Source organism: Caldicoprobacter algeriensis (assembly GCF_023838525.1).
GTDB lineage: Bacteria > Bacillota > Clostridia > Caldicoprobacterales > Caldicoprobacteraceae > Caldicoprobacter > Caldicoprobacter algeriensis.
Genome location: NZ_JAHUQD010000008.1, coordinates 36,070 through 61,733 on the forward strand (window position 1 = coordinate 36,070; position 25,664 = coordinate 61,733).

Annotated in this window: 31 protein-coding genes; 1 reads left to right on the top strand and 30 read right to left on the bottom strand. The window is 47.6% G+C overall.

Annotated elements, in window-relative coordinates; translation table 11 throughout:
- Positions 1 to 6: 6 nt before the first annotated feature.
- The 7 genes from cmk to surE all read right to left on the bottom strand — a co-directional run bounded on the left by cmk (position 7) and on the right by surE (position 4,161).
- Entirely contained in the window at positions 7 to 687 is a 681-nt protein-coding gene (gene cmk, locus KVG29_RS06410; RefSeq protein ID WP_252227413.1) for a (d)CMP kinase, read from the bottom strand.
- A gap of 19 nt (positions 688 to 706) precedes the next feature.
- Complete coding sequence (gene aroH, locus KVG29_RS06415) at positions 707 to 1,069, bottom strand: chorismate mutase (RefSeq protein ID WP_252227414.1); 363 nt, start codon at positions 1,067 to 1,069, stop codon at positions 707 to 709.
- A gap of 16 nt (positions 1,070 to 1,085) precedes the next feature.
- A complete protein-coding gene (locus KVG29_RS06420) occupies positions 1,086 to 1,499 on the bottom strand; it encodes a HutP family protein (protein ID WP_025746545.1) in 414 nt (137 codons plus the stop codon).
- A gap of 97 nt (positions 1,500 to 1,596) precedes the next feature.
- Positions 1,597 to 2,205 (bottom strand): histidine phosphatase family protein, encoded by a 609-nt coding sequence (locus KVG29_RS06425; RefSeq protein ID WP_252227415.1) that lies wholly within the window; start codon positions 2,203 to 2,205, stop codon positions 1,597 to 1,599.
- Positions 2,206 to 2,218: 13 nt separating this feature from the next.
- Positions 2,219 to 3,085 (bottom strand): MurR/RpiR family transcriptional regulator, encoded by an 867-nt coding sequence (locus tag KVG29_RS06430; RefSeq protein ID WP_252227416.1) that lies wholly within the window; start codon positions 3,083 to 3,085, stop codon positions 2,219 to 2,221.
- 81 nt (positions 3,086 to 3,166) lie between these two features.
- Complete coding sequence (locus KVG29_RS06435) at positions 3,167 to 3,343, bottom strand: YpmA family protein (protein ID WP_252227493.1); 177 nt, start codon at positions 3,341 to 3,343, stop codon at positions 3,167 to 3,169.
- A gap of 47 nt (positions 3,344 to 3,390) precedes the next feature.
- Positions 3,391 to 4,161 (bottom strand): 5'/3'-nucleotidase SurE, encoded by a 771-nt coding sequence (surE, locus tag KVG29_RS06440; protein ID WP_252227417.1) that lies wholly within the window; start codon positions 4,159 to 4,161, stop codon positions 3,391 to 3,393.
- Positions 4,162 to 4,471: 310 nt separating this feature from the next.
- On the opposite strand from surE, the gene KVG29_RS06445 reads away from it, so the two are divergent.
- Positions 4,472 to 5,110 (top strand): hypothetical protein, encoded by a 639-nt coding sequence (locus KVG29_RS06445; protein ID WP_252227418.1) that lies wholly within the window; start codon positions 4,472 to 4,474, stop codon positions 5,108 to 5,110.
- A 158-nt stretch (positions 5,111 to 5,268) separates the two neighbouring features.
- Here the strand turns inward: KVG29_RS06445 and KVG29_RS06450 are convergent, their stop codons facing one another.
- From KVG29_RS06450 to spo0A, 23 genes are all read right to left on the bottom strand, one after another.
- Positions 5,269 to 6,666 carry an oxaloacetate decarboxylase subunit alpha gene (locus KVG29_RS06450; RefSeq protein ID WP_252227419.1) on the bottom strand — a complete coding sequence of 466 codons (1,398 nt, stop codon included), beginning with the start codon at positions 6,664 to 6,666 and terminating at the stop codon, positions 5,269 to 5,271.
- 32 nt (positions 6,667 to 6,698) lie between these two features.
- Positions 6,699 to 7,868, bottom strand: coding sequence for a sodium ion-translocating decarboxylase subunit beta (locus KVG29_RS06455; protein ID WP_252227420.1), 1,170 nt, complete (start codon positions 7,866 to 7,868; stop codon positions 6,699 to 6,701).
- 23 nt (positions 7,869 to 7,891) lie between these two features.
- Complete coding sequence (locus KVG29_RS06460) at positions 7,892 to 8,323, bottom strand: biotin/lipoyl-containing protein (protein ID WP_252227421.1); 432 nt, start codon at positions 8,321 to 8,323, stop codon at positions 7,892 to 7,894.
- 29 nt (positions 8,324 to 8,352) lie between these two features.
- Positions 8,353 to 8,727, bottom strand: a complete 375-nt coding sequence (locus KVG29_RS06465; RefSeq protein ID WP_252227422.1) for an OadG family protein — start codon at positions 8,725 to 8,727, stop codon at positions 8,353 to 8,355.
- A gap of 25 nt (positions 8,728 to 8,752) precedes the next feature.
- Complete coding sequence (locus tag KVG29_RS06470; RefSeq protein WP_252227423.1) at positions 8,753 to 10,303, bottom strand: acyl-CoA carboxylase subunit beta; 1,551 nt, start codon at positions 10,301 to 10,303, stop codon at positions 8,753 to 8,755.
- A 119-nt stretch (positions 10,304 to 10,422) separates the two neighbouring features.
- On the bottom strand, positions 10,423 to 11,280 hold the full coding sequence (speB, locus tag KVG29_RS06475; protein ID WP_252227494.1) for an agmatinase: 858 nt from the start codon (positions 11,278 to 11,280) through the stop codon (positions 10,423 to 10,425).
- Between the two features lie 88 nt (positions 11,281 to 11,368).
- Complete coding sequence (gene speE, locus KVG29_RS06480; RefSeq protein ID WP_252227424.1) at positions 11,369 to 12,205, bottom strand: polyamine aminopropyltransferase; 837 nt, start codon at positions 12,203 to 12,205, stop codon at positions 11,369 to 11,371.
- A gap of 97 nt (positions 12,206 to 12,302) precedes the next feature.
- Positions 12,303 to 12,710 carry a GNAT family N-acetyltransferase gene (locus KVG29_RS06485; RefSeq protein ID WP_252227425.1) on the bottom strand — a complete coding sequence of 136 codons (408 nt, stop codon included), beginning with the start codon at positions 12,708 to 12,710 and terminating at the stop codon, positions 12,303 to 12,305.
- Complete coding sequence (locus KVG29_RS06490; protein WP_338084623.1) at positions 12,707 to 13,429, bottom strand: pseudouridine synthase; 723 nt, start codon at positions 13,427 to 13,429, stop codon at positions 12,707 to 12,709. The genes KVG29_RS06485 and KVG29_RS06490 overlap by 4 nt, the downstream gene beginning before the upstream one ends.
- A 118-nt stretch (positions 13,430 to 13,547) precedes the next feature.
- Positions 13,548 to 13,997 (bottom strand): GerW family sporulation protein, encoded by a 450-nt coding sequence (gene ytfJ / locus KVG29_RS06495; RefSeq protein WP_252227496.1) that lies wholly within the window; start codon positions 13,995 to 13,997, stop codon positions 13,548 to 13,550.
- Positions 13,998 to 14,012: 15 nt separating this feature from the next.
- Entirely contained in the window at positions 14,013 to 14,624 is a 612-nt protein-coding gene (locus tag KVG29_RS06500; protein WP_252227426.1) for a DUF2953 domain-containing protein, read from the bottom strand.
- Between the two features lie 54 nt (positions 14,625 to 14,678).
- Positions 14,679 to 15,200, bottom strand: coding sequence for an SMC-Scp complex subunit ScpB (scpB, locus tag KVG29_RS06505; protein WP_252227427.1), 522 nt, complete (start codon positions 15,198 to 15,200; stop codon positions 14,679 to 14,681).
- A complete protein-coding gene (locus tag KVG29_RS06510; RefSeq protein ID WP_252227428.1) occupies positions 15,182 to 15,925 on the bottom strand; it encodes a segregation and condensation protein A in 744 nt (247 codons plus the stop codon). The genes scpB and KVG29_RS06510 overlap by 19 nt, the downstream gene beginning before the upstream one ends.
- Positions 15,926 to 15,951: 26 nt before the next feature.
- Positions 15,952 to 16,596, bottom strand: a complete 645-nt coding sequence (locus tag KVG29_RS06515; protein WP_252227429.1) for a site-2 protease family protein — start codon at positions 16,594 to 16,596, stop codon at positions 15,952 to 15,954.
- 249 nt (positions 16,597 to 16,845) lie between these two features.
- Complete coding sequence (locus tag KVG29_RS06520; RefSeq protein ID WP_252227430.1) at positions 16,846 to 18,033, bottom strand: D-alanyl-D-alanine carboxypeptidase family protein; 1,188 nt, start codon at positions 18,031 to 18,033, stop codon at positions 16,846 to 16,848.
- Between the two features lie 145 nt (positions 18,034 to 18,178).
- Entirely contained in the window at positions 18,179 to 18,991 is an 813-nt protein-coding gene (locus KVG29_RS06525) for a purine-nucleoside phosphorylase (protein WP_420840535.1), read from the bottom strand.
- Positions 18,992 to 19,086: 95 nt separating this feature from the next.
- On the bottom strand, positions 19,087 to 19,761 hold the full coding sequence (gene spoIIM, locus KVG29_RS06530; RefSeq protein ID WP_252227432.1) for a stage II sporulation protein M: 675 nt from the start codon (positions 19,759 to 19,761) through the stop codon (positions 19,087 to 19,089).
- A gap of 98 nt (positions 19,762 to 19,859) precedes the next feature.
- Positions 19,860 to 20,960, bottom strand: a complete 1,101-nt coding sequence (locus KVG29_RS06535; protein ID WP_252227433.1) for a DUF3866 family protein — start codon at positions 20,958 to 20,960, stop codon at positions 19,860 to 19,862.
- A complete protein-coding gene (locus KVG29_RS06540) occupies positions 20,932 to 21,777 on the bottom strand; it encodes a hypothetical protein (protein ID WP_252227434.1) in 846 nt (281 codons plus the stop codon). The genes KVG29_RS06535 and KVG29_RS06540 overlap by 29 nt, the downstream gene beginning before the upstream one ends.
- Positions 21,764 to 22,471, bottom strand: coding sequence for a glycosyltransferase family 2 protein (locus KVG29_RS06545; protein ID WP_252227435.1), 708 nt, complete (start codon positions 22,469 to 22,471; stop codon positions 21,764 to 21,766). The genes KVG29_RS06540 and KVG29_RS06545 overlap by 14 nt, the downstream gene beginning before the upstream one ends.
- A gap of 42 nt (positions 22,472 to 22,513) precedes the next feature.
- Positions 22,514 to 23,350 (bottom strand): copper transporter, encoded by an 837-nt coding sequence (locus KVG29_RS06550; RefSeq protein ID WP_252227436.1) that lies wholly within the window; start codon positions 23,348 to 23,350, stop codon positions 22,514 to 22,516.
- Positions 23,351 to 23,361: 11 nt separating this feature from the next.
- Complete coding sequence (gene steA / locus KVG29_RS06555; RefSeq protein ID WP_252227437.1) at positions 23,362 to 24,480, bottom strand: putative cytokinetic ring protein SteA; 1,119 nt, start codon at positions 24,478 to 24,480, stop codon at positions 23,362 to 23,364.
- A gap of 192 nt (positions 24,481 to 24,672) precedes the next feature.
- Positions 24,673 to 25,512 carry a sporulation transcription factor Spo0A gene (gene spo0A / locus KVG29_RS06560; protein WP_252227438.1) on the bottom strand — a complete coding sequence of 280 codons (840 nt, stop codon included), beginning with the start codon at positions 25,510 to 25,512 and terminating at the stop codon, positions 24,673 to 24,675.
- Positions 25,513 to 25,664 lie beyond the last annotated feature (152 nt).

The window sequence follows — 25,664 nt, forward strand, 5'->3', positions numbered from 1 at the left end:
TTTCTTTTACAAGCCATCAGCAAATATATCCGTCAAATATCGGCATACCTCATTGGCCACCTGCTCAATCGATTTCCCCGTCGTATCTATGAGTATAGCATCCTCCGCTTTCCGTAAGGGCGCAAAAGTCCTGTTCATATCGTTCCTGTCACGGGCCTCAAGCTCTTTTTTAACATCCTCCAGGCTTTGGTTATAGCCCTTCTCACGCATCTCCAGCCATCGGCGCCTTGCCCTCTCTTCCAACGTAGCCGTCAAATAAAACTTTCTATCGGCATTGGGCAATACAAAGGTCCCTATATCCCTTCCGTCTACCACCACCGAATAATTCTGCGCTATGCTCCGCTGCAGCTCCACCAGCTTTATGCGCACCTCGGGAATGACCGCTACCTCTGAAGCGGCCTTAGCCACCTCCGGCTGTCTGAGCAGATGGGTGACATCTTGCCCATCCAGATATACGCGTTGAAGCCTGTGCTGGTATGTAACTCCGATGTGAGTCGATGGGAGAATTGATATGACCTGTTCATGATTTGAGGGGTCCAAACCTTCCTGCAGCACCTTTAAAGCCACCGCACGGTACATGGCTCCCGTATCCAGATAATGTATGTTCAGCTTCTGGGCAACGATCTTAGCTATGGTGCTTTTACCCGCCCCTGCAGGGCCGTCTATAGCAATGGCAATCGTCTTCATCGAGACACTCCTCTGAAGCTCAAGTTTGTGTAATATCTGGCCTTAAATCCACTGCTTTTTCAAGATATACATGATGCGGAGCTCTGTCATCATCCCAATATGCGTGTATGAGCACCCTTATACACTTTTTCAGGCTACCCTCCACATACATCTCCTGACAGCATAAAAGCGGTACCTGGGTCATGCCCATCTCCCTGGCAGCAACCGCAGGATATACCGCGTCCAGATCCCTTGTAGCCGTAAATATAACGCTGATTATGTCTTCATATCGCAAAGCGTTTTTATCTATTATAGCACGCAACAGCCTTTTTGTCTTGTCCAGAATCTCCTGGCGCGTATTTTCTTCGACGGTTATAGCTCCCCTTATGGCTTTAATGTGCATATAAAAAACACCTCAACTATACCACCCTATGTCCCAGGCCAATAGCCACCTCGTTTAAATGGATCATTCCTATGCCAAAAAACAAAGCCACGCTTATGTGGTCACCGCACCTGGCAATCCCTATCTTACCACCTACGTTAAGGCCAATGGCCTTGTTCATGATCTGCGAAATGGCTTCCCTAGTTGCTCCCGCCACTGCCCCTTCTTCCGGATGCGTTTCGCTTATTACCCCTTCTCTTTTAGCAGCCACAACGGCCCGCTCTACAATCTTGTTAACCGAAGTTATGAATTCACCGCCATAATCAACCGCAGCAGCGCTTATACCCTCGCGATGCAGCTGTTCCTTTAACGCCTTTTCTTCTTCCCTGGTCCGGGTCAACGACATCTCTATGGCTGCCCGGGCAACCTCTTTGCTTCCCACCAAATTCATCCCATGCCCTCCATCACCGGCTTTATATTTTTATCTCGCCATCACAAACCCTTCACCTATCATTATAACCTGACAAGCCATGTAGTACAAGTGACATTCAATCAGCAACATGGTGCGTTTCATTGAGCGAAATGAGCACATTACCTTCAGGCAACACCTTTATCACAGTCAAGCCTGTATTGTCCTGTTTGATTCTCCTGATATAAGATAATGGCAGATCCATAAGCTCCAATATAAGCACTTTGCAGGTCAAAGCGTGGGAGACCACCAGGATACCCTCATCCTGTGCTATTTCTAAAGACTTGATTTGGTCTATAAACTTGATTATCCTCTCCCTGACGCAACTTAAGCTTTCCCCGCCTGGAGCACAAAAGGTATGGTCACGATACCATCGGGATAGCTGTCCCGGGAAAATGCATTCGATCTCGCCTATGGTGTGGCCTTCCCACTCCCCAAAACAGGCCTCCCTTAGAAGCGGAGTGGCCACCCACTGCTGACCAATCTCGTTCCCTATGATTGAAGCAGTCTCAAAAGCCCTTTTCAAGTCGCTGCAGTATATTTTCCTAATCGGCACACCTTTGAGGCGCCTGGCCAGCCGCAATGCCTGTCTGCGCCCTTCATCGGTCAGCCCTATGTCGCAGGCCCCCTGCGTTCTGCCCTCAATGTTCCATTCGGTTTCCCCGTGCCTTACAATATAAACAAACACGCCATATTTCCCCTTAAGAACGATCCTTACCAATATACACCTGGTATTCGTCCCATATCCTCTCAAGTTCTTGAAAATCGGATGAGATATCGGCCTTCTTGCGAATGCCCACAGCCACAATCAGGGCATTGATAAGGCTCAAGGGCGCCACCAACGAATCGACAAAGGAGGCCATATCGCTTCTTGCCAACAATATGTGGTCTGCATAAGACGTAAGAGGCGACAGCAGCGAATCGGTTATGGCTACCGTCTCGGCCCCTTTGTTTTTAGCAAATGCCATGGCCTCTACCGTCCGCCTTGCATACCTGGGAAAGCTTATGCCAATTAGCAGGTCCTGCGGCTGAATGTGAATGAGCTGCTCCAATATATCGTTAACCCCGGAGGTCACCACTCTTACTTTTTCAAATATGAAGCTCAGATAATATCCCATAAATTGAGCCAGAGGCGCAGCGCTTCTTAAACCCAACACATATATACTTCTCGCTGAAAATATCTTATCCACCACCCTGTTGAAAACCTCTTTATCTATCTCCTCAACGGTGAGGCGTATATTATTTATGTCCATCTTTGACACCGTCTTTAAGAGGGTGGATTCATCAAGCTCGGAGGTCATCTCTATTCGCTGCACCGTTGTCAGCTTATTGCGAATTACTTCCTGCAGCGCCTTTTGAAGCTGCGGATACCCCTCATAGCCTAGCATATTAGCAAACCTTACCACAGTGGACTCGCTTACCCCCACCTTCTGGCCTATCTTGGACGCCGTCATGAAAGCGGCTTTGTCGTAATTGTTCAGGATGTAATCCGCAATAAGCTTTTGGCCCTTGCTCATCTTTTTGTACCGCTCGCTAATCCTCTGGAGCAAATCTTCATTATCTACCATTAATATCCTCCTCAAACAAGGTTCCTTGGATGCCTATAAAGATATTTTAACACATTATCTTCAATTTGCAAGTTTAAGACTTTATTTATTCATATTGCCAATTTCATATATAGATATGCGCATGGTTTCCTCATCCTTTTTGCTGAGCCCGAAAATAAGGCCCCTGTCCTTTAGATTTTTGTTCAAAAAGTCCACTATCTTATAGAGGTCAGGGAAATTCTTTATGTCCAAAACCGCCCTTACGGCATGGGATGGCATGCTCTCATTTTCCATCAAACATCCCACCTTCCTTTTAAACTCCTCAATCATTGCCCTTTAAACCAGCTTGCCACTGTGTCCATAAAAGGATACAGCGTCAAATCCAGGTGAATTGGCGTAATCGCAATATAATTTTGACTTACAGCAGCTATATCGGTATCCAGCTGCATATCTTCTTGAGAAGTTTCCATAGCCTCGCCCGTAAGCCAGTAATACGGCTTGCCTCGCGGATCCAGTCGCTTGATATATGTCTCGGCATATCGCCGTATGCCCAGCCGCACAACCTTTATCCCTTTTATCTCCTCTTTTGGCAACGCCGGCACGTTTACGTTGAGCAAAGCCCCTCTGGGCAATCCGTGTTGAAGCAGCTTTTGGGTTACCTCAACCGCTACCTCACCGGCATACGAAAAGTCATTGGATTCGTACGATACCAGCGATATGGCAACCGACGGGATGCCAAGGATACATCCTTCAATGGCTGCCGACACAGTACCTGAATATATGACATCAGTGCCCAGGTTGGGTCCTCTGTTGATGCCAGATATGACCAAGTCTACTTTTCGCTTCATAATGACATCCACCCCGATTTTTACGCAGTCAGCCGGGGTACCGTTGATAGAATAGGCCTCAACATCCACATCAGGAAGCTTTACCGGCTCTATCCTGAGGGGCTTATGTAGCGTTATAGCATGGCCTGTCGCACTCCTCTCTTCATCGGGAGCGGCTACCACCACTTCCCCAATCCTGCTCATGCTTTGTGCCAGCTGAATAATTCCTTTCGAAGAAATACCGTCATCGTTGCACACCAAAATCCTCATACTTCATCTCCTTCTACATCCTCTTTTGTCTACACTATTATACCACCAAATGCAGGCACCGCTCAACACGCTTTGTTTCTGAGCTTCCTCTTAGTATTTTACTACCATCTCCGAGCATTTACACGATTTTATCGGAGCATGCGCAAAAAAACTCCATATTTCTACTATAAAATGAAGATGAGTTGCTAAAAATATGGTAAAATATCTTCGGGTGATGACCAACGTACAAAACTCAGAACAATTTTAAGGAAAGTAAGCAGAGGGAAAATTTTAATATTGTTAAATATAAAACGCCAAGGAGTGAATGTGTTTGGTACAAATCGACGACGCCGGGAGTGGAAGCCTGATAGGGGGTACCTGCATTGGCGCCATGCGCGTGGAGACCAACGAACTCGTCTTTGACTTCATTCCCGTTGAATTTTATTATGAAGGCGCCTTTGAAAAAAAGGCATACATAGACAAATGCGAGGAGATAGTATATTCGCTCATATCAAAGCTAAACGTGAGCAAGCGCGAGGAGATACAGATCTGCCAGGGATACATGTTTGAAACGGTAAGGCATAAGCTGAAGCAGGAGGGATTTAACATAAACAGCACAAAGATCAAGGACCCCCTGCAGGGGGCAATAGAAAACACCTTCCAGAAATATGCCTTAAGCCTTGGCCTGCCCATCCAGTACGTAAAGTACACCCGGTATCCCCTGCACTTTCACAGGATACTGCGCTGGGTGTACGCCGATTACGACAGACGCCACCTGCTGTGTAAGACCGGCTGGAAAAGCTGGAAAAAATATGGCCACCTCAATGTGGAGATAAGCGAAGACATCCTTTATAAACGAAATTACACATGCCTCAAATGCGGAAAAAGGATAAAACCCGGCAGCCGTGTGAGAGTATTAAGGTATACCAGCAACTGCCCTAACGTCATATATCTCCATCACAAATGCTAAATACAAACCACACATGGAATACATAAACAAAACTGGTTTTACAAATTTAAGAAGCAAAGCACGGGAAGTAAAACGAAAAGGTGATAAGCAAGCCACAGGCCTTTGCCTCGCCTGCTCACCACCCTCTCCAACCCACCTTCGTTCTAGGTTCACTTCAATTAAACGGGATGCACCTTGTTTTCCTCATCGAGCAAGGTACTGTCAATCTTGTATTTCTGTGCCTGGCGGTACTTGAAGAAGTTCAAGGCCACCTGCGGGAACATGGCATAAGTGAGCACATCCTCTTCTTGTTCCATATACGCCTTTATCTCCTCACGATACTTGCCCAGCGCCGGCTCCAGAGCATCGGCCGGACGATAAGTGATGGGCTGCTCGTCGCCTATGATCTTTCGGCGTACCTCCTCCTTTATCTCTCCTGGAGGTCTGCCGTACTCACCCCTTACATAGGCTTTTACCTCGGCAGGCACCATCTTATAGCGCTCGCCGAGTACGACATTGAACACCGCCTGGGTTCCCACCATCTGGCTGGTCGGGGTTACCAGCGGCGGATAGCCTAAATCTTCGCGTACCCTGGGCACCTCTTTGAGGACCTCTTCGTATTTATCCAGCCTGTTTTGCTGTTTGAGCTGAGATACCAGGTTAGAGAGCATTCCACCGGGCACCTGATAAAGCAGGGTATTTACGTCTACCGATAGCACCTTTGGATTGAGCAAGCCCTCGCTGATGTATTTCTCGCGCAAAGGCCTGAAGTAATCGGCTATCTTGCTGAGCAGGTCAAGGTCAAGCCCGGTATCGTACGGCGTATCCTTGAGGGCAGCCACCAGAGGCTCGGTGGCCGGCTGGGAAGTGCCAAGAGCCATTGGCGAAATGGCGCAATCCACCACATCAGCCCCTGCCTCTATGGCTTTTAGATAAGTCATGGATGCCAAACCGCTGGTGTAATGGGAGTGAACCTGGATGGGTATCTTTACGGCTTTTTTAAGCTCGGTAACCAGCTCGTATGCCCTGTAAGGCGTCAAAAGCCCGGCCATATCCTTTATACACAGAGAATGGGCTCCCATCTGCTCCAAAGTTTTGGCGGTATCTATATAGTGCTGTATATCGTGTATGGGGCTAATTGTGTACACAACGGTAGCCTGTGCGTGAGCGCCTTCATCGATGGTGGCTCGAATGGCTGTCTCGAGATTTCTTACGTCATTTAATGCGTCAAATATACGAATGATATCTATCCCGTTGCCCACTGCCCTCTTGACGAATTCCCTGACCACATCATCGGGATAATGTTTGTATCCCAGCAGATTCTGCCCCCTCAGCAGCATCTGCAGTTTGGTCTTTTTTACCCTTTTTCGTATCTTGCGGAGCCTCTCCCACGGGTCTTCATTTAAAAACCTCAAACAGGCATCGAAGGTTGCTCCGCCCCACATCTCAAGGGAGTAATATCCCACTTCATCCATCATCTCTGCTACAGGCAGCATCTCTTCAGTGGTCATCCTGGTAGCAATCAATGATTGATGCGCATCCCTGAAAGCAGTTTCGGTTATCATTACCTTCGCCATATGAATAGCCTCCTATTCAAAAGTTTAAACTATCAACCAAACAGGTTGAGAAGCACTCCTGCCGCAATGGCCGAACCGATAACGCCGGCTACATTGGGCCCCATGGCATGCATCAAAAGGAAGTTGGACGGATTCTCCTGTTGGCCCACCACTTGAGATACGCGAGCAGCCATGGGCACAGCCGACACCCCAGCTGACCCTATTAACGGATTGACTTTACCTTTTGTTGCCCAATACATAACCTTGCCAAACAATACACCGCCTGCCGTGCTAAATGCAAACGCTGCAAGTCCCAACGCAATAATCTTGAGTGTATCGGGAGACAAAAACCTTTCAGCGGTAGCCGTTGCCCCCACCGTAACACCCAGGAATATGGTGATTATGTTTATCAGCTCATTCTGCGCCGTCTTGCTGAGCCGGTCTACCACAAAGCTCTCCCTGAAGAGGTTGCCCAGCATGAGCATCCCAAGTAAAGGCGCCGCAGAAGGTACAAGCAGTGAACCCACAACAGTTACCACAATGGGGAATAAAATCTTCTCCAGCTTGGATACCGGCCTGAGCTGTTTCATCACTACCTGGCGCTCCTTCTTGGTGGTAAGTGCCCGCATGATGGGCGGTTGAATCATAGGTATCAAAGCCATATACGAATAGGCAGCGATGGCAATCGGCCCCAAAAGCTCCGGCTTCAATTTTGAGGTCAGAAATATGGCTGTAGGACCGTCAGCTCCACCGATTATGCCTATTGAAGCAGCAGCGTTGTTGTCAAACCCAAGCAACCTTGCTAGAAAAAAAGCAGCAAATATTCCTAGCTGTGCAGCTGCCCCCAGCAACAGGCTACTGGGATTGGCAATCAACGGCCCAAAATCAGTCATGGCCCCAATGCCAAGGAATATGAGTGGAGGGTACACGCCTAGCTTTACGCCCTGATACAGGTAATACAAAAGCCCTCCTATCTGTTTTAGCTTCATCTGACCGTTCACCATCTCATACTGCGGTTCGGCAGTCAACCCTGCTAAGGGTAAATTGGCAAGCATCATTCCAAACGCTATGGGCAAAAGCAATAAAGGTTCATATTTCTTCTTTATGGCCAGATAAATCAGAAACCAGGATATAAGTAACATCAAGGCCTGCTGCCATGTTATGACAGCAAAGCCCGAGTCTCGAATAAAATCCAATATTACTTCAACAAATGGTTTGTCCATTGCTTTACCTCCTAAGATGTATTTTACTGCAACGCCACCAGCACATCCTCTGCGTTTACCGACGCTCCTTTACTTACCTGGATGGAAACAACTTTACCATCTCTGGGCGCCATGATCTCATTCTCCATCTTCATGGCCTCAAGTATCAACAATACCTGCCCTCTCTTTACCTCGTCTCCCACATTCACCTTTACGTCCAGTATGGTACCCGGCATAGGCGCCTTTACCAGCTCGGCTCCACTGGGTATGGGCTGCGCACTTGACTTTTGCTCAGCAGCCTTTTCCTGCTTAGGAGCCGCAGCAGCTTGAGGTGCCAGCTGAGCAGCAGGTTGAGATGCCGGTGCCGCCGGAGTTACAGGCGCAAGCTGTACAGCAGCACTTCCAGTTTGGACTGTCAATTCTTCCACTTCAACCTCATAGGATTTTCCATTAACAGTTATGATAAACTTTCTCATCTTTACTTCCTCCTTAAAATGATTATTTTTTAAAGCCTCGTTGCGATTTGTTCTTGACGACCAACCCTGTTCCATATGGGCGTTATGGAAGGAACGCGCCTTATGGATCTGACAACGATATCGTGGGTGGAACGATGAAGGGAAGCTGCAACAGCAGCAGCTATAACCGCTATCAACTCCTCATCCTCTTCATCCTTCCACTGAAGTTGAACAGCATTATTAACCGCGTCGCTCTTCTGTGCAGGTTCAAAAACCTGCTCAGGCTTAGTTGCACCTTGCAAACGTGCATTTTTATCGGTAAGCCTATGCAAGGCTTTGATTATGAATACCAGACCAATCAAGGCAACAAATACGGTTCCCATACCAAGAAACATCACTTTTAAGCTTTCCAAAACAATGTTCAATTTTACCCACCTCATTTCAATCTGATCAGACAGGTATATTACCATGCTTTTTGGGTGGCCTGTTTTCGCGCTTGCCTTCTAACATCTGAAGAGCGCTTATAAGCCTTGGCCTTGTAGCCTCAGGCTCAATTATGTCATCGACATAGCCGCGGGCAGCAGCCACATATGGATTGGCAAAGCGCTCACGGTACTCTTCAATCTTTTGCTGTCTGGCCTGAATCGGATCAGATGCGTTTTCTATATCCTTCTTGAATATGATGTTGGCAGCACCCTCAGGCCCCATCACAGCAATCTCGGCCGTAGGCCATGCCATTACTATATCAGCCCCCAGATGCTTGCTGCTCATGGCTATATACGCGCCGCCATATGCCTTGCGCAAAATCACGTTGATCTTTGGAACAGTTGCCTCGGAATATGCATAAAGGAGCTTTGCCCCATGCCGTATGATGCCACCGTGTTCTTGGTCCACACCCGGCAGATATCCCGGTACATCGGTAAAGGTTATGAGCGGGATGTTGAATGCGTCGCAGAAGCGCACAAATCGTGCCGCCTTATCGGATGCATTTACATCCAGGCATCCCGCCAGCTCACTGGGCTGATTGGCCACAATGCCTACCGACCTGCCATTGAGGCGCGCAAACCCCACAACGATATTGGGAGCATACAGCGCCTGGACCTCGAAAAACTCGCCGTAGTCCACTACCTGCTTGATTACATCCTTCACATCATAAGCCTTGTTGGGACTATCAGGAATGATGTCATTAAGTTCAGGTGCCAGCCTGTTGGGGTCGTCCTGGCACTCATAAAGCGGCGGGTCCTCCATATTATTGAGCGGCAGATAGCTCAAAAGCTTCCTCACCGAAGCAAAGCACTCATCCTCGGTAGCACTTATGAAGTGCGCAACGCCGCTAATCTTGTTGTGGGTCAAAGCGCCGCCCAAATCCTCCGCCGATACCTTTTCACCCGTTGCCGCCTCAACCACCTGCGGACCGGTTATAAACATCTTGCTTATCTTATCCACCATGAACACAAAGTCGGTAAGCGCTGGAGAATAGACCGCCCCACCGGCACACGGCCCTACTATTATCGAAATTTGCGGCACAACGCCGGAGGCCATGGTATTGCGGAAAAAGATCTCACCATAGCCGCTTAAGGCGTCTATGCCTTCCTGGATCCTTGCCCCACCCGAGTCGTTGATGCATATGATGGGACAGCCCGTCTTCATGGCCATGTCCATTATCTTGGTGATCTTCTTGGCGTGCATCTCGCCCAGCGAACCGCCCATCACGGTAAAGTCTTGAGAATACAAATATACGGGCCTACCATCGATGGTGGCATAGCCTGTCACCACTCCATCGGCAGGCATCTTCATCTTATCCAGGCCAAACTCCACCGAGCGATGCTCCACAAACGCATCGATCTCGACAAAACTGCCTGGGTCCACCAGCCGTTCAATCCTCTCGCGAGCAGTCAGTTTGCCGCTCTCGTGCTGCTTTTGAATCCTCTCTGGGCCACCGCCCTGGCGGATGGCCAGCTTCCGGTCCTGCATAAGCCTTATTTTGTCGTATGTACTCATCCAACACCCTCCAGATCGTTTTAAAATTTTAAAAAGTAAAACTCCTGACCCAACTTCTTTTAATTCTACATCAACATCCTTTTTCCTTCTTTTTTCTAAAAAATTTTTTATTTAAATTTTTAAATTATCAGAATAGCCTCTCGTATTATCTTTGCAGCCAATATGGAGGTTACATCCGCCGTGTCGTATACCGGATTTACCTCTACCAGATCCATACCAACGATGTTTAAGCCCTTCATCGCTCTAAACGCCTGAAAGATCTCATGGGGCATACATCCCCCGGGTTCGGGAGTGCCCGTCCCCCAGGCATACGCAGGGTCGACTACATCTATGTCCAGCGTAATATATACGGGATAAGGCTTTAATACATCTATAACCTCTTTCAAGGGTTGCAAAACCTCAAATGGATAAAAATTGAGGTTTTCCCCTGCCCACTTGAATTCTTCGCGCGTTCCAGAGCGAATGCCAAATTGAAATATGTTCTTTGATGGAAGGAATTGGCTGCACAGCCTGATCACCGAGGCATGAGAGTTTCTCTCACCCAGGTACTCTTCCCGCAGGTCAGCATGAGCATCGAAATGCAGAAGCCTGAGCTGGTCTCCATATTTTTCGTAAACCTCCTTAACCACCGGATAAGTGATGAGGTGGTCGCCACCTAGAAATATGGGCTTTTTACCATCTTCCAGTATCTCACTGGCAGCTTGCTGAATAATTTCCAGGCTGGATACGATATTTCCCATGGGAAGCTCAAGGTCCCCTGCATCAAAAAATCTTACTTCCGAGAGGTCCCTGTCCATATACGGGCTGTACTCTTCAATGGCATATGAAACCTCCCTAATCTTTTGAGGGGCAAACCGGGCACCCGGCCTATAGCTGACGCTATAGTCCATGGGTGCCCCCACCATTATCACATCGCTCTCATCATAGCATTCCCTACTGCCCATGAATCGATTGCTCCACCTGTACTCTTTTAGCATCTGCACCATTTCCTTTCCGTAACGCGAACCAAGTAAATACCTCTTAAAATGATAACGATGATAAACGCTTATGTCAATCCTGGAAAAATCATTCACAGCTTTCTAACAGATTTTTGACAAAGCGCGGTAGCTTGAAGACCGATTTATGGATTTCAGGAGAATAATACTTGGTGTCAATTTCCAAAATTTTCTCTTCATCCACCTCTAAGGGGTCATACCGTTTTGAGCCAAGGGTAAAGCTCCACAGCCCGCTGGGATAAGTAGGAATGGAAGCCAGGTAAAGACGTGTTACTGGGAAGATCTGCTTTATGCTGGCATACACGCTGCGAATAAGTTGGGCGTTGAAAAATGGGGACTCGGTTTGGGCCACAAAAAGTCCATCTTCCTTCAAGGCCCTGTATATCGATGAATAAAAATCTTTAGAAAACAATCCAGTAGCTGGCCCAATGGGTTCAGTCGAATCCACCAGCACAACGTCAAAGGAATTTTCGTGCTGTGCTATAAACTCAATTCCGTCTTGGAACAGCACCTCGCACCTTGGATCAGATAGACCACAGCTGATCTCCGGGAGGTACTTTTTGCTGTTTTCAACCACCCTCTCATCGATTTCAACCAGGTATACTCTTTCAACCGAAGGGTGCTTGAGCGCCTCACGTACCGTTCCTCCGTCTCCGCCTCCAATAACAGCCACCGTCTTGGGATTGGGGTGAGTGAACAGGGGTATGTGGGTGATCATCTCATGGTACACAAACTCATCCTTCACTGTCGTCTGAACCATGCCGTCCAGTACCAGCATCCGCCCATACTGTACTGTATCTATGATGGCCAGTTCTTGATAGTTGGTCTTTTCTACTACCAGTGTGCTTATAGTTTTACACGTAATTCCAACATTGGGTGTTTGCTTTTCAGTGTACCACAGTTCCATCCTTTCATCCTCCCAGATTTTTTAATATTGATAAATTTGATATAGAATTATATCAAAAACTCGCCCTTTTGTATAGAAAAAATTGCTGCAGACCATTTCACCTGCAGGTCTTTCGCTCAAAAAAAGACGGGATATCCAAAACTAGGCAGTAATCCGAATCTTGACTGTCAAAGCGCTTAAACCCTATCCTTTCGTAGAGGTACCAGTTTTCGTCGCCCATGGCAAAAAGCCTCTGAACGCCATCCCTCTCGAGTATGTACACAAGTGAACGGACCAAGCCGTCAAGCAAAGAATCTTCCTCCAGGCCAGGCAGCACCACAACGCTCTGTATAAACGCGTCTTCACCCTGCCTGTAGCCGCTTACGCCTCCCTTTATGGCCCCATCTTCTTCAATCACGACAGCAAACCCCTCGCCCTGGCTCGATATGGTAATCAAAGACCGCAAAACCTCATTTAAGTATATCTTGTCCAGGTCTTGAGGCTCAATCTTCCTAAAGGTTATCATGTTTCCGCCTCCGCCAGCTTTTTAAGTTGCATTACCTCGCCCTCATCAAGGTATCGCCACTGCCCGGGCTTTAAATCGCCCAGCACCAGATTGCCCAGTCGTTCCCTCCTTAAAAATTTAACTGGGCAGCCGATGGCTTCAAACATCCGCCTTATCTGCCTGTTTCTCCCCTCCTTCAATACCACCTTGAATGCCGAACTGTTGCCCTTCTGCCAGAGCAACCTTACCTTATGGGCATGCGCAATGGCATCGCCTATGTCAATCCCATCTATAAACGCTTGAATTTGTAATTTGGAAGGGCGGCCGTCCACCACCGCATAATACTCCTTTTCCACGCCATACCGCGGGTGCATAAGCCTGTTAGCCAGCTCCCCGTCGTTGGTAAGAAGTAGCACCCCCTCGGTGTCAAAATCCAACCTCCCTACCGGATACACCCTGGCGGGCTGATTCCCCACCAGCGACACAACGGTGGGCCTTCCGTGGGTATCTTTCACCGTGGTCACATACCCCCGCGGTTTGTAGAGAAGGATGTATACCCGTTTTTGTTCCAGGGAAATGGCCTTGCCGTCCACCCTTACTTCATCCTTTTGTGGGTCCACCTTTACTCCAAGCTGAGTCACCACTTGACCATTAACGGTAACCCGGCCCTGCTTTATCATTTCCTCACATTTTCTGCGCGAAGCCACTCCACAGTGAGCCATGTACTTTTGCAGGCGCACAGGACATCTCCTTTCAATACGGACACATATACCAAGACGCGGTTTACCTCTTCTTATTTGAAATACAAGTTATAGTATACACCAAAGGGAACATAAAATAAAGGCGGCTTTTGGCCGCCTATTGCACATTTTGTTGTGCAGGGGGATTCTGCCCATTTTCCTTTTTAGGGCCAACCAGGTTTTGTATGTCTTCCACCAGCTGGGGGATCATCTCAATAATGCGGTCAGCGGAAGTGCGAAAACGGGCCGGCAAAAGCTTGACCTTGCCACCCCCCACCACCAAAAACGCCACCGGGTTGACCGACACGCCCGCTCCGGTACCACCTGCAAAAGGAATGGATGCCGAAGGCTCCCCCTCTCCACCACCCCTGCCCTGCTTTTGTTCCTTACCTCCATCCTTGTATTCTCCACCGCCTGCCACAAAGCCGAAGGAAACCTTGGATATCGGTATGATGACATTGCCATCTGCCGTCTCTACAGCATCACCCACAATAGTATTTACATCTATCATCTCCTTGATGTTTTCCATGGTAGTCTTCATGATGTTTTCAATTGGATGTCCTGACAATTTTTTCACCGCCCTTTATTTTTTCAGCTGTTTTTTTTGCATTCCAGCAATTATAATATATCTCAATTTAAGGGCTATTATGCAATTGAAGTTCAGTTCAAAATCCTCCCTGTCAAACACCGGTGTGACATTGACTCTCTTTTTTTCGAGATAATATTTGTTTTGCAGATGAAAAAGCGCTATGTGCAGGAGCGAAAGAAGGCTGCCGCACAGCAGCGCCGTATGGGCAGCATCGCCAGTACCCAGCCTGGCCATCACTTCAAAATCCTCTACCTTAACCTTATCCTTAACGGTTTTGAAATATTGGGCATTTTGCTGTACGATTCTCAATCCTTTCCTTACCAGGCTTATAATTTCCTGAGGAGATATGGCTGTCTCATCCTGGACAGATGGTTCTCTCATATTCAAAAAAAACGGGTGTTTAGAATCTGGCTTCATGGCAAGGGAGACCTTTCTGCGCACAAGACCCCCTAAAGCCTGTACAATTATAAATGACCCGCTGCCACAATTCTTTATCCTCAAGCCAATCTCTATACGTACCGTAACCATGCTGATCAAAACAAGCAAAATTAACACGGCCAAAATTATCCAAACGTATAAAGCCACGGCCACCTGCACCCCATGCATTTTTTTCTAGTTTCTCACGCTTCACAAAAAAAATACACGGGGCAAGGAATAGGGTCATGTGGCCTGCTGCGGCTTGAGAGGCGGTAAGTCATCGATGCTCGACAGCCCAAAGCTTTTCAAAAACAGCTCTGTGGTTCCGTACAGCTTGGGTTTCCCTGGCGCGTCAAGCCTCCCCACCTCGCGGATCAGATTCTTCTCCAGCAGCACCGCAATGGCATGGTCGCACTTTACCCCCCTCAACTGCTCGATATCCGCTTTTGTCACAGGCTGGTTGTAGGCGATGATGGCCAGCGTTTCAAGACATGCTCTGGAAAGCGACTGTTCCTTGGCCGCACCGGTAAACCTGCGAATATACTCACCGTACTCAGGGCGGGTAACCAGTTGATATGCGTCGTTGATCCTTATGAGCTGCAGTCCCCAATGCTGCGAAGTGTAGGCTTCCGCTATCTTCTCCATCAGCCGCTCGGCGGTATCGACGTCTATGTCTAGTACCTCGGCAATGCTCCTTACAGGTACGGGATCCCCTGCAATGAACAGAATTGCTTCTGCTGCAGCCATCATCTGTTGTTCTTCCATCTCAATCCCTTCCTTTGAATGAGTATATCAGAAAATGGCCTGGATTGTTGTACCTTGATCCATCCCCTGTTTATCATCTCCAGCAGCGCCAAAAAGGTTACGATAATATACAGCCTGGAAAACTTATTGCTGACCAGCTGGGAAAACAGCACCTTCCCACGCCTTACCAGTACGGCCGTCAGTTGCCTTATTCTGTCCTGAAGCGATATGGTCTCAGGCTTAATGTTACGGACAACAGGTTGGGCCTGCTGAGAGGCGTTCTTCCTCTTCAGCAGGTCCATCATCGCCTGTGCAATGTCCTGCTTGGTCACATTTGAGAACTTTATATCCTCGCCTGTATCTACCACCTCTTCTGGCAGCTTGCTGTACATGTTGGAATACACCATATACCTTTCATGCAGCCATTCACCGGCGTCTTTGTACTTCTTGTATTCCTTCAACCTCTGAATCAACTGTTGCTGTGGGTCAGGCTCCTGCTCCTCTGACTGCTGCGCAGGCTTGGGAAGCAGCTTACAGGACTTTATATGAAGCAAAGTAGCAGCCATGACCATGAATTCGCTTGCAATGTCGATATCCAGTGCCTGCATCTGGTTGAGGTAATCCATGTACTGTGCGGTTATCTCTGATATCGATATGTCCTCTATGTTGATTTTGGCCTTGGAGATAAGGTGCAGCAAAAGATCTAGCGGCCCTTCAAAAACCTCAAGCTTTACCTGATAACCCAAACCCTTATTACCCCTTTCCTTACCGTTTATTGCAATAAAGAAAGCAAAAAGCTTTGCAGATACATCAATTGCTGGTAAATGTATTGGGCAGGAATGCGCACAATTAGATTAAACCCCCCCAGCAATACAAAAGCAAACAGTATGAACATACCGTAGTACTCATAATTCCAGAAAAACCTGACATTTCTGCGACAAAATAGCCCTTTTATAATGTGATACCCGTCAAAAGGGGGTATGGGTATTAAATTCAAAATGGCAAATATTATATTCAGCTGCACCACACGGTCAATAATTCCCAACAGAATGCCTCTGTAAGAGGAAATAGACAGCTTTGCTGCCACCAAAATTACCAGGGCGACAAGAGACAGCAGCATATTGGCCAGTGGCCCCGAAAAAGACACGATGATGCTGCCCCACTTTCGGTCTTTGAAGTTTGCAGGATTGACCTGTACCGGCTTGGCCCAGCCAAACCTGAATAGAGCAAATAATATTAGGCCCAGCCAATCCACGTGGGCCAAAGGATATAAGGTAAGCCTCCCCTGATTTTTAGGAGTGGGGTCCCCCAGCCAATAGGCTGTAAGGGCATGGGCAAACTCATGGAAGGATATGGCCAAAAACACAGCCGGCAGGCTTAAAAGTACGTCAATCCAGTTCATGTACAATTCAGACAACCCTCCATTTTCTCACATAATAATCGCCTTTAAAAGTTTTTAAAACAAAACATAGAGACAACTATTCCATGATTTTATTGTACATTATTAGGCACCGTTATAAAACCCTTTCAGCTGGATTTTTTCTTTTTAAATCAAATAAAAAATGGACCGGCGTTTATATTCTTTGCCGATCCATTTCAATCTGCCAGCGGCATTATGCCAGCAATTTTCAAGTAAAATCTAACTGTCAATAGGTCAGCTGGGGCATCACCTGTTTTTTTCGTTTACCGGTCTCTTAAGCCAGTTGTTAAATATCCTGCTGAAATAATCAAACACGCCGGCAACCTCCACCGATTCTCCTGCCACGATGTCCACTTTTCCAACCTCTTTGCCGTCCCTCTTCACCGTCAGTACCCCTATCTTTTGTCCCTGATTGATGGGAGCCCTCAAGAGAGCCGGAATCTGTACGTCCTTCGTAAACTCCTTTGAATCGCCCTTGCTGAGCAGCAATGACAAGTTATCGGCCGCCAGTCCCATTATCTTGCTGGTCTTTCCTCCCATTACAGGTATCTCGTTTTGGACAATCTGGCCCTTCTTCACCACCAGAACCGAATCGTAATTCGCAAAGCCGTAATCTAAAAGCTTGCTGGCTTCACTGAACCTGACCTGAGATGTGGGTGCCCCCAGTATAACAGCTATAAGCCTCAAGTTCCCACGCTTTGCAGTGGCTGAAATGCAGTGCCCGGCCTCTTCAGTATAGCCCGTCTTCACGCCGTCACAGCCTTCATAAAACCTGATCAGCTTGTTGGTATTGACCAGCATGGTCTGGCCGTCCCTCATGTAATCCAGCCAGATTGTACTCCACTTGAAAAACAGAGGGTACTTCAACAGTTCCCTGCTCATCAGAGCAACGTCATATGCGGTGGTATAATGGTTTTCTGCAGGCAAGCCAGTGCAGTTGACAAAATGGGTGTTTTTCATTCCCAATTGCTGGGTCCGTTCGTTCATCTTCTGTACGAACAGCTCGTGGCTGCCGTATATTTTTTCAGCAAGAGCGACGCTGCCATCGTTGGCCGATGCTACTATTATGCTTTCCAATATGGTGGATACCGGAAACGTCTCGCCCGGCGCTAAAAATACGGTAGACCCACCCATGCTGGCCGCATATTCGCTGACATGTACGGGATCATCCAGCTTTAGCCTGCCGTCCTCAATGGCTTCCATGGCCAATAGAAGGGTCATTATTTTGGTTATGCTGGCCACAGGAAGCTTCTCGTGAGCATTTTTTTCATACAGCACGGTGCCCGTCTCATAATCCATAAGTAGTGCTGCTTTGGACTGTATAGGAAAGGGGAGCTCAGTTACCGGTTGTGCAGCTGCAACCACCCAGAAAGGCATAATAACAAAAATTATCGTCAACAGCCAGCAAAGAATGGCGCTTTTTAATGTGCTCAATGTGATCCCTCCTATAATCTCATCATCTAGGATTAGGTTTTCCATCGAATAGTAGGGTTATGCACATCAAAAAGCGCCCGTCAAATCGGCTTATATCTGTTTTGGCGAAGCTGTTGCATTAACATGCATTGATAGATTACAGCAGTCACATTTTCGCAATAAAGCCCAGCAAGAGCCTGGCAAAATCCCTGGCCACCCGCCCGGCCGTCTCAATGACCTCTTCATGGGTTAAAGGCTTGTCCAATAGCCCTGCAGCCATGTTAGTGATGCATGAGATGCCCACCACCTTTACGCCGGCATGGACAGCGGCTATGACCTCGGGTACAGTGGACATACCAACCGCATCGGCACCCAGCCTCTGCAGCATGCGTATCTCAGCCGGGGTCTCATAGCTAGGGCCTGGCATCATGGCATAAACCCCTTCCCTGACTTTCAGCCCCATCTCCTTTGCAGTATCCATAACAAGGCGCCTCAAGTTTGGGTCATAAGCATAGGTCATATCTGGGAATCGCGGGCCAAGGTCATCCATATTTCTCCCCCTCAATGGATTGACGCCCGACATGTTTATGTGGTCCCTTATGACCATCAGATCGCCGGGCGAAAAATCGGGGTTTATTCCTCCTGCCGAGTTGGTAATAATAAGCGTCTGTACCCCCAGAATCTTCATGGCGCGGACCGGCAAAACCACCTGTTCCATATCATAGCCCTCGTAATAATGAAACCGCCCTTGGGCCACTATTATCTCTTTCCCCTGACATCGTCCAACCACAAATCGGCCTTTGTGCCCCGGCACAGTCGTCTTTGGAAAGCCGGGTATGTCCTTATAATCGATAAAGATAGGGCCCTCTATGGTATCGACCACATCTCCCAGACCCGACCCCAGTATCAACCCCACCGTAGGCCGTACACCAATCCTCTTTTGAATGAGCTCAGCGGCATTTTTGTACACACATTTCACCCCTCAATATCATTTGTTTGGTTCCAATGCTGCCATGTCAAATATTATGATACCCATCAATCCTTCTTATGTCGGCTGGTTAAGTACTATTTTATCTATTTCGATAAAAAGGTTATAAAATCCTTCACTTTGAACATATTAGCAAACAAAAATTTGAAGACCAGGGGCACCACAAAAGCCTCAAACAAGCTGCTTATAAAAAAAGCTATGATGATGAGCACAAACTTGAAGGTGTAAGGCGCTATTCTCCGCAGCCTCATCTGCTTTAAGTGGGGCAACTTTCTTATTTTGAACCTCTCTATTCCAAATTGCAGAGCCAATACGCCCATAACCATAAGGCAAGGTATATGGATAAACGACTGCGGTAAAATACACGTCAGCACCATGAACAATCCGTTCAGGGCATAGTAGTCAATCAAAAAAGCCACAGTAAAGCCAAGAAAAAAACCTCTGACCCCCACCGTTATCAGCACCAAGGGAGTGCTTAAGTAAGTCAGCCCAAACAACCAGATGAAAAAAGCAGTCTGGAGGTTCTGCAACACAGCCTTTATGAATATCATCGACCTATCCACATGAGACTGATTACCAAGAATATACGAATACCCCTGCAGGTAATCAGCCAGATACACCCGCTGCTCAGCGCTGATAGAGCTGACCGTAAATCCGCCGGCAGCCACCCCTGTAATAAAGACAAACACCACAAGCAGGTAAAGGGCTATGTTCTCCCTTATATGAAGCATTATATTGGTTTTTATCTTCAAAGCGTTCAATGGAGGTATCCCCCCGAGGCCTTTTATAATATTTGTCCTACTTGATAACTATGAGCCTTAAGGGGAATTTATAACCTGTCTTTACCTATATTACCATGTCATATTTTGAGGACCTCCGTCAAACCGTAGCGCGCTACTGCCCCTAAGGCGTAAAAAAAATAGGGTTCCTCATCGATACCCCTGCCCATTGTAGTGAGAGCAAGACCGTAATGCTCCAAAGCTCTCCTTATATCCTTGCCGCTTAAAAAGATCGTCCTGTACTTGGCAAGCAGCCCGTTGTTTTTAAGCTGCTTTACAACTCTTCTTTGCCTTGATTTATCCATCAAAGGCAGCACAAGGGGAAGAGGGTATTGGATAATGTCCCTAAGCACCGTTAGAGAATGGTGGCTTATTCCAACATGCCTTTCTCTAGCATCGCCAAACCCCACTCGCGGTATGTACACCACATGCCCTCCTGAGGCCGCCACCAGGTTGACATATAACCCCAGCTCCAGGCCACTGAACCCAAATGTGGTGCCGGTCCCCAATATGCCGGGCCCCATGGCCACAATGGCCACATCGCAATTGGCCACATTGAGAGCAGCCTTCAGGGCAGTGTATATGTTTACGCACTCATAGTCCCCACCAAAGGCATTGCCTGAGGTGGCGGTAACATCCAGTAACCCTTTCTTTTTGAGCAGGCCGACGTTTCGGCTAAAGGCTATAGGCAGCGCCCCGTGATCTGTCATTATATACGCAATAGATATGCTACCACCAGAAAAGTACTTTAAGTAGGCGCATAGCGGAGGCAGCATGCTGTGCAGCTCTCCGACATACACCAGTTTGCCCCGAAAATCAATCGGCTGACTGTAATAGAGATGATGTGGGCTTTTCTCCTCCTCGGACAAGAGAAGCTGTATCTGAAGAGGCGTATATTTCAACTTCATGCCGTGGCCTCTGCTAACAAAAGCGTTATTCTTCATATTGAGGTTGCACACCACAAAGTGATAGCCCCCTGTACCCAGGCCCAGACTGCAGGCGGTGGTGTTGACCAGTACTTCATCTCCTACATCAACTGATCCCGTCAATGGCACGTACACCACTGCCAACTTACAGGGGTGATCGATCTCCAGCCTGACAACGGCTGTACCGCTCTCATTGCGCTCCAGTATTTCCTTTACCACTCCTCTTTTAAGCTCTATCCATGCTCGTATCCCCATCTGTTTTCAACCTCCACAATTGATCGATGAACCGCAGTGCGGGAATGGACTCTATGAATCTCGATAAAGAGCGGTACTCGGCTATCACATGAATTGACAGCAGCATCACCGCCATCACAGCTGCCGGTGCCAATGTTACAGCTTTGATGGCGTAAAAACCGGCTATCCCTCCTAAAAGATTGGCTCCCGTATCTCCCAGCATGTACTTCTCCTCCATCTCGCCTTTCATATGAAAGGGTAGAGCAGCCAAAATTGGAATTAATATCCAAACATTTGAGAATCCCCCCAAAATCATAAGGAGAATAACAGACAGCAGAAATGCTTTTATGGCGCGTCCAGGCCTTAAATCCATAAGATTTATGAAATTGACAAACAGCGAAAATAACAGCGCATAAACTCCCCAGGCTATCAGGCTTTTGTGATGGCAGCGGGATACAAACATCCCCACCAATGCCGTTATTATGAGCTTGACTCCCCCTGTAGATATCCTGCCCTTAATGAGTTCAGCCACATGACCCTTTATGCCCTTTATGGTTGCATCCCCCAGCACATCGTCTATAAAGCCGGCCAATACCAGCGAGGTGACAACTATTAAAAAAGCCATATGTTCCGGCTCAATTCCTGCAACCATAAAGGGGATGATGCCCAAGGCGCATGGAAAGATGAAGGTCAAGCCCATGGATGTGACAACAGGCTGCCCCCTATAATTTTTTACAATCATTCCCCTGGTTTTCAGCATTTTAAAGATGCGAGGCATAAAAAACCGCACAGCAAAGCAGGACAGCACCAGCAACACGGTTTGATCAATTAACCTCATAGACCTTTTTCATCCCCGCCTTTTCCCACAGCTTGGCCATCAGAACAACAAATATATCCTTAAATTGCCTTGCCCTGTGCAGTATCCCTGCAAGATTGAGCCCTGTGACGCGATGGGTCATCTCAACATCCACCTCGCATATCCTGAGACCATGGTTGAGCAAATCCACTGTCATCCCAAATTCTATGCCAAACCTCCTGTATTTGAAAAACTCCGGTTTTATGGCCTCTTTCCTGAAAGCGCGCTGGCCCGAAAGCACAGCATTCAAATCCTTTCCCGTCAAAAGCCGTATACCGATTCTGGATAGGCCCTTTACCAGCCCAAAGCCGTGTCTGCCGGGCAGGCTAGGAAATCGCGCAATTGCCACGTCAGCCTTGCCTTCCCTGATGGGCTGTATCAGCTTTGCCGCTTCAATGGCACTCTGCCCCAGGTCGGCATCCAAAACCAGCACAATGGGACTGGATACGGCCTTTAATCCCTGACATAAAGCATATCCCTTGCCATGGTTTCGCACCAGCTTTATGAGGCTTGCGCCTTCCCTCAGCGCCACCTGGGCCGTATTATCGGTTGATCCGTCATCCACCACCACAATCTCACGAACCCGGGGAAGGCTCCTTAGCGCCCTTAAAGTGCTGCCAATGCGCTGTTCCTCGTTATATGCCGGAATGACGACCCCCACATCCCGGTAGTCCATCTGATACTCCCTCCTTCAGATGACAGGATAGGTTCTGCTATCTTACTCGGGCTTATTGGCTTCCAGTATCGATATCAACGCCAGCTTGCCGTAAACCGTGTCGATATCCCTGACGGTTGAAACTCCCAGCTCCTCGTATTCTGAAATAGCGCTCTCCTCCACCGAGGATGGCTCTACCGCCACAACGGGCAGTCCCATATTGAGCGCGGTCTGAATGAGCACAATATCAAAACTGTTTTCTTGCGAAGATTGTGCCTGTTTATTCTTTCCGTTACCACTCAATATGATCACATCGCTGCTTTGCTTGAGGTTGCTGGAAGCTTGAATTAGGTGTATCTCCTTTAATCGAACGGATAGCGGCGTAAACGCCCCCTCAACAAGACTTGAAACTAGCTCGCCGGCAACTATGCTGTGAAAATCGTTTCTCTCCATGCCGTCCTGACCATTCCGCAAAAAAGCTTCCAGCGCTGTGCTCAAATCCTGCCTTGCATACAAATCAGTACGAACAGTTATGCTAGACTCAACCGACGCTCCGGCCAGCTTCAAAAGCTGTATCAAGTCAGGGGAAATATTGTCCTGACCCAGGTTTATAATCGAAACCTTAAGGCCGTGCAACCTCTCCTCTATAAGCCGAGAGAATAAATATTCACAGGTAGAGTCTGCCTGAGCTTTCTGTTTTTCTAACACGGCCAAGGTTTTTTTAAGCATGTCGGCCTCGTTTCTTAAAGCCTCAAATTCACTTTCTATTTGACGGATGATGAGTTCCTGTTGATTTTCCAACACGTTATTGTTTTCAAGCGTTACGCCAATCAAAATTCCCAGTCCCAGCGCAAGAAATATTCCGATTAGCAGGATGATGTAGTACTTAAGATGCAACATGGCCTCTCCACCTACAGACCGAGTAATAGCTTTATCCGAAGCGCTATCAGCTGATATAAATCTTGAATCTGCGGTGACATGCGCGCTATGAGCAGGATGGGAAACATGGCCGCGGCAAATATAGCAGCTATATATCCGGGCTGGATACGGTTTTTATAGAGCTCGCTCACACCTTTGGCATCAACCACTTTGTATCCCACCTTCATCCTCACCAGCAGAGTGCTGGCCATTCCTTTTCTCCCCTTTTCCAGAAAGTCGATCATGCTATTATGGCTGCCCACCATGACTATCAACTCGGCTTTATTCTCATAAGCCAGTATCATGGCTACGTCCTCGCTTGTACCCGGAAATGGAAACGTGACTGCTTCCAGCCCCAAGGCTCGGATTCGTTCCATGCCAGGGCAACGCCCATCGGGATAGGCATGTACAACTATTTCCCCACAGCTTTTCAAACAGCGATCGCTGACGCTGTCCATATCGCCTATTATTATGTCGGGCTTGTAGCCAAACTCCAGCAATGCGTCTCCTCCACCATCCACCCCAATCATCACGGGACGTACCTCATCGATATATGAGCGTATAGCCTTTAAATCCTCAATATAGTTTCTACCTCTTGACACTATGAGCACATGGCGCTTTTCCATCCTAGCCTTGATGGGTGGCACCTTTACAGGGCCAATCACCATATCCTTTTCCTTTTCAGCGTAATCCAAAGTGTTATCTATGAACTCACGGAGTACACCCCATATGTTTTCGCTGGCCTCCTTCATCTTCTTCTCCACTTCATCCTTATCCAGGAACTTGACGTCGCACAAATACCTGTGGTTTACCCACAGGCCTTTCTCATCTATCTCTAGATAATCCTCATCCTGTATATACTCAAAGGCTTCCCGGCCGACGTTGTCGATAATGGGTATACCTGCCTCTGAAAGGATTTTGGGCCCCTGGTTGGGATATCGCCCACTTATGGACAAAGCTCCATTTATGACGGCCTTTACCCTTCTTTCCACCAGATGCAAGGCCGCGACCTCATCCAGGTCCTGATGGTATATCACTGCTATATCGCCCGGCATAAGCCGTCCAATGAGGTTTTTGGTGCGCCTATCCTTTTTTGCCCGACCTTTTATCATAAGCTCAACACCCTTGGCTTGTACCATTCAAAAATCAATATCCATACATATATGGTTTGCATTACCACATTAAATATACATAAACATAAAAAAATAAAGCAGCGAAAAATCGCTGCCATCGATATCAAGAGGTATGAATTTATGCTGTTTGCATGGCATCCATCAAATACCTTTTAATGCCACTTTATCAAATCAGTGAGCCGACGATTTTATCTGCAGCCTTAAGCGGTCAGCTATCATGGCAATGAACTCCCCGTTGGTGGGCTTGCCCTTTTCATCATGGACGGTATATCCAAATATCCTGTTTATGGTCTCTACACGGCCTCTGTTCCAAGCCACCTCGATAGCATGGCGTATAGCCCTTTCCACTCTGCTGGGGGTAGTATTGAATTTCTCGGCAATCATGGGATAAAGCTCCTTGGTAATCCCTCCTAGAAGATCCATGTTGTTTATCACCAGCAGTATAGCCTCCCTCAAGTAATGATACCCTTTAATGTGAGCCGGCACCCCTATTTCGTGAATGATGTTTGTAACATCGGCTTCAAGTGAAGATTCCCTCTCGAAGGTATGCCTGTTTAATGGAAGGATAGAAGTCTGGAAACTCTGCACCGACTGACTGACTGAAAATACCGGTGCTCCCACGTCGGGCGAGAAGCCCAGTACCACCTCGCGGATCCTTCTCACAAACACTTCCATATCAAAAGGCTTAACCATATAGTAATCTGCTCCCAGTGCAATGGCGCGCTGGGTAATCTTATCCTGTCCAACCGCCGACAACACAATGATTTTGGGTGGCTGCTCCAAATCGTGGTTGCTTAGCCTTTCCAAGACACCCAGCCCATCTAAATGGGGCATTATGATATCCAGAACTATTACATCTGGCTTTATCTTGGGAACCATATCAAGAACCTCTATCCCATCGTTTGCTATTCCCACAACTTCCATATCATCCTGTTTTTCTAAATACTTGCTGATAATATCACAGAATTCCCTGTTATCATCCGCCAATAGGATCTTTATACTATTTTTCATTTTAAAATACCCCCCATATACAAACTCCGACGCTCTCATACTTAATTTTTATTCGACACATGCATAAAATTTCCTGCCCAGGCCTTAAAAAAACAATTGTCGGTTTACCACTTTTTTTGCCAGGACTACCTTCGTCAAAAAACTCTAAACTT

Bases quoted from the DNA above. Each gene is read 5' to 3' on its own strand.
- cmk (WP_252227413.1), bottom strand. From the start codon at position 687: ATGAAGACGATTGCCATTGCTATAGACGGCCCTGCAGGGGCGGGTAAA.
- aroH (WP_252227414.1), bottom strand. From the start codon at position 1,069: ATGCACATTAAAGCCATAAGGGGAGCTATAACCGTCGAAGAAAATACG.
- KVG29_RS06420 (WP_025746545.1), bottom strand. From the start codon at position 1,499: ATGAATTTGGTGGGAAGCAAAGAGGTTGCCCGGGCAGCCATAGAGATG.
- KVG29_RS06430 (WP_252227416.1), bottom strand. From the start codon at position 3,085: ATGGTAGATAATGAAGATTTGCTCCAGAGGATTAGCGAGCGGTACAAA.
- KVG29_RS06435 (WP_252227493.1), bottom strand. From the start codon at position 3,343: ATGCCATCCCATGCCGTAAGGGCGGTTTTGGACATAAAGAATTTCCCT.
- surE (WP_252227417.1), bottom strand. From the start codon at position 4,161: ATGAGGATTTTGGTGTGCAACGATGACGGTATTTCTTCGAAAGGAATT.
- KVG29_RS06450 (WP_252227419.1), bottom strand. From the start codon at position 6,666: ATGGCGAAGGTAATGATAACCGAAACTGCTTTCAGGGATGCGCATCAA.
- KVG29_RS06455 (WP_252227420.1), bottom strand. From the start codon at position 7,868: ATGGACAAACCATTTGTTGAAGTAATATTGGATTTTATTCGAGACTCG.
- KVG29_RS06460 (WP_252227421.1), bottom strand. From the start codon at position 8,323: ATGAGAAAGTTTATCATAACTGTTAATGGAAAATCCTATGAGGTTGAA.
- KVG29_RS06470 (WP_252227423.1), bottom strand. From the start codon at position 10,303: ATGAGTACATACGACAAAATAAGGCTTATGCAGGACCGGAAGCTGGCC.
- speB (WP_252227494.1), bottom strand. From the start codon at position 11,280: ATGCTAAAAGAGTACAGGTGGAGCAATCGATTCATGGGCAGTAGGGAA.
- speE (WP_252227424.1), bottom strand. From the start codon at position 12,205: ATGGAACTGTGGTACACTGAAAAGCAAACACCCAATGTTGGAATTACG.
- KVG29_RS06485 (WP_252227425.1), bottom strand. From the start codon at position 12,710: ATGATAACCTTTAGGAAGATTGAGCCTCAAGACCTGGACAAGATATAC.
- KVG29_RS06500 (WP_252227426.1), bottom strand. From the start codon at position 14,624: ATGCATGGGGTGCAGGTGGCCGTGGCTTTATACGTTTGGATAATTTTG.
- scpB (WP_252227427.1), bottom strand. From the start codon at position 15,200: ATGGAAGAACAACAGATGATGGCTGCAGCAGAAGCAATTCTGTTCATT.
- KVG29_RS06535 (WP_252227433.1), bottom strand. From the start codon at position 20,960: ATGGGGATACGAGCATGGATAGAGCTTAAAAGAGGAGTGGTAAAGGAA.
- KVG29_RS06540 (WP_252227434.1), bottom strand. From the start codon at position 21,777: ATGAGGTTAATTGATCAAACCGTGTTGCTGGTGCTGTCCTGCTTTGCT.
- KVG29_RS06545 (WP_252227435.1), bottom strand. From the start codon at position 22,471: ATGGACTACCGGGATGTGGGGGTCGTCATTCCGGCATATAACGAGGAA.
- KVG29_RS06550 (WP_252227436.1), bottom strand. From the start codon at position 23,350: ATGTTGCATCTTAAGTACTACATCATCCTGCTAATCGGAATATTTCTT.
- steA (WP_252227437.1), bottom strand. From the start codon at position 24,480: ATGATAAAAGGTCGGGCAAAAAAGGATAGGCGCACCAAAAACCTCATT.
- spo0A (WP_252227438.1), bottom strand. From the start codon at position 25,512: ATGAAAAATAGTATAAAGATCCTATTGGCGGATGATAACAGGGAATTC.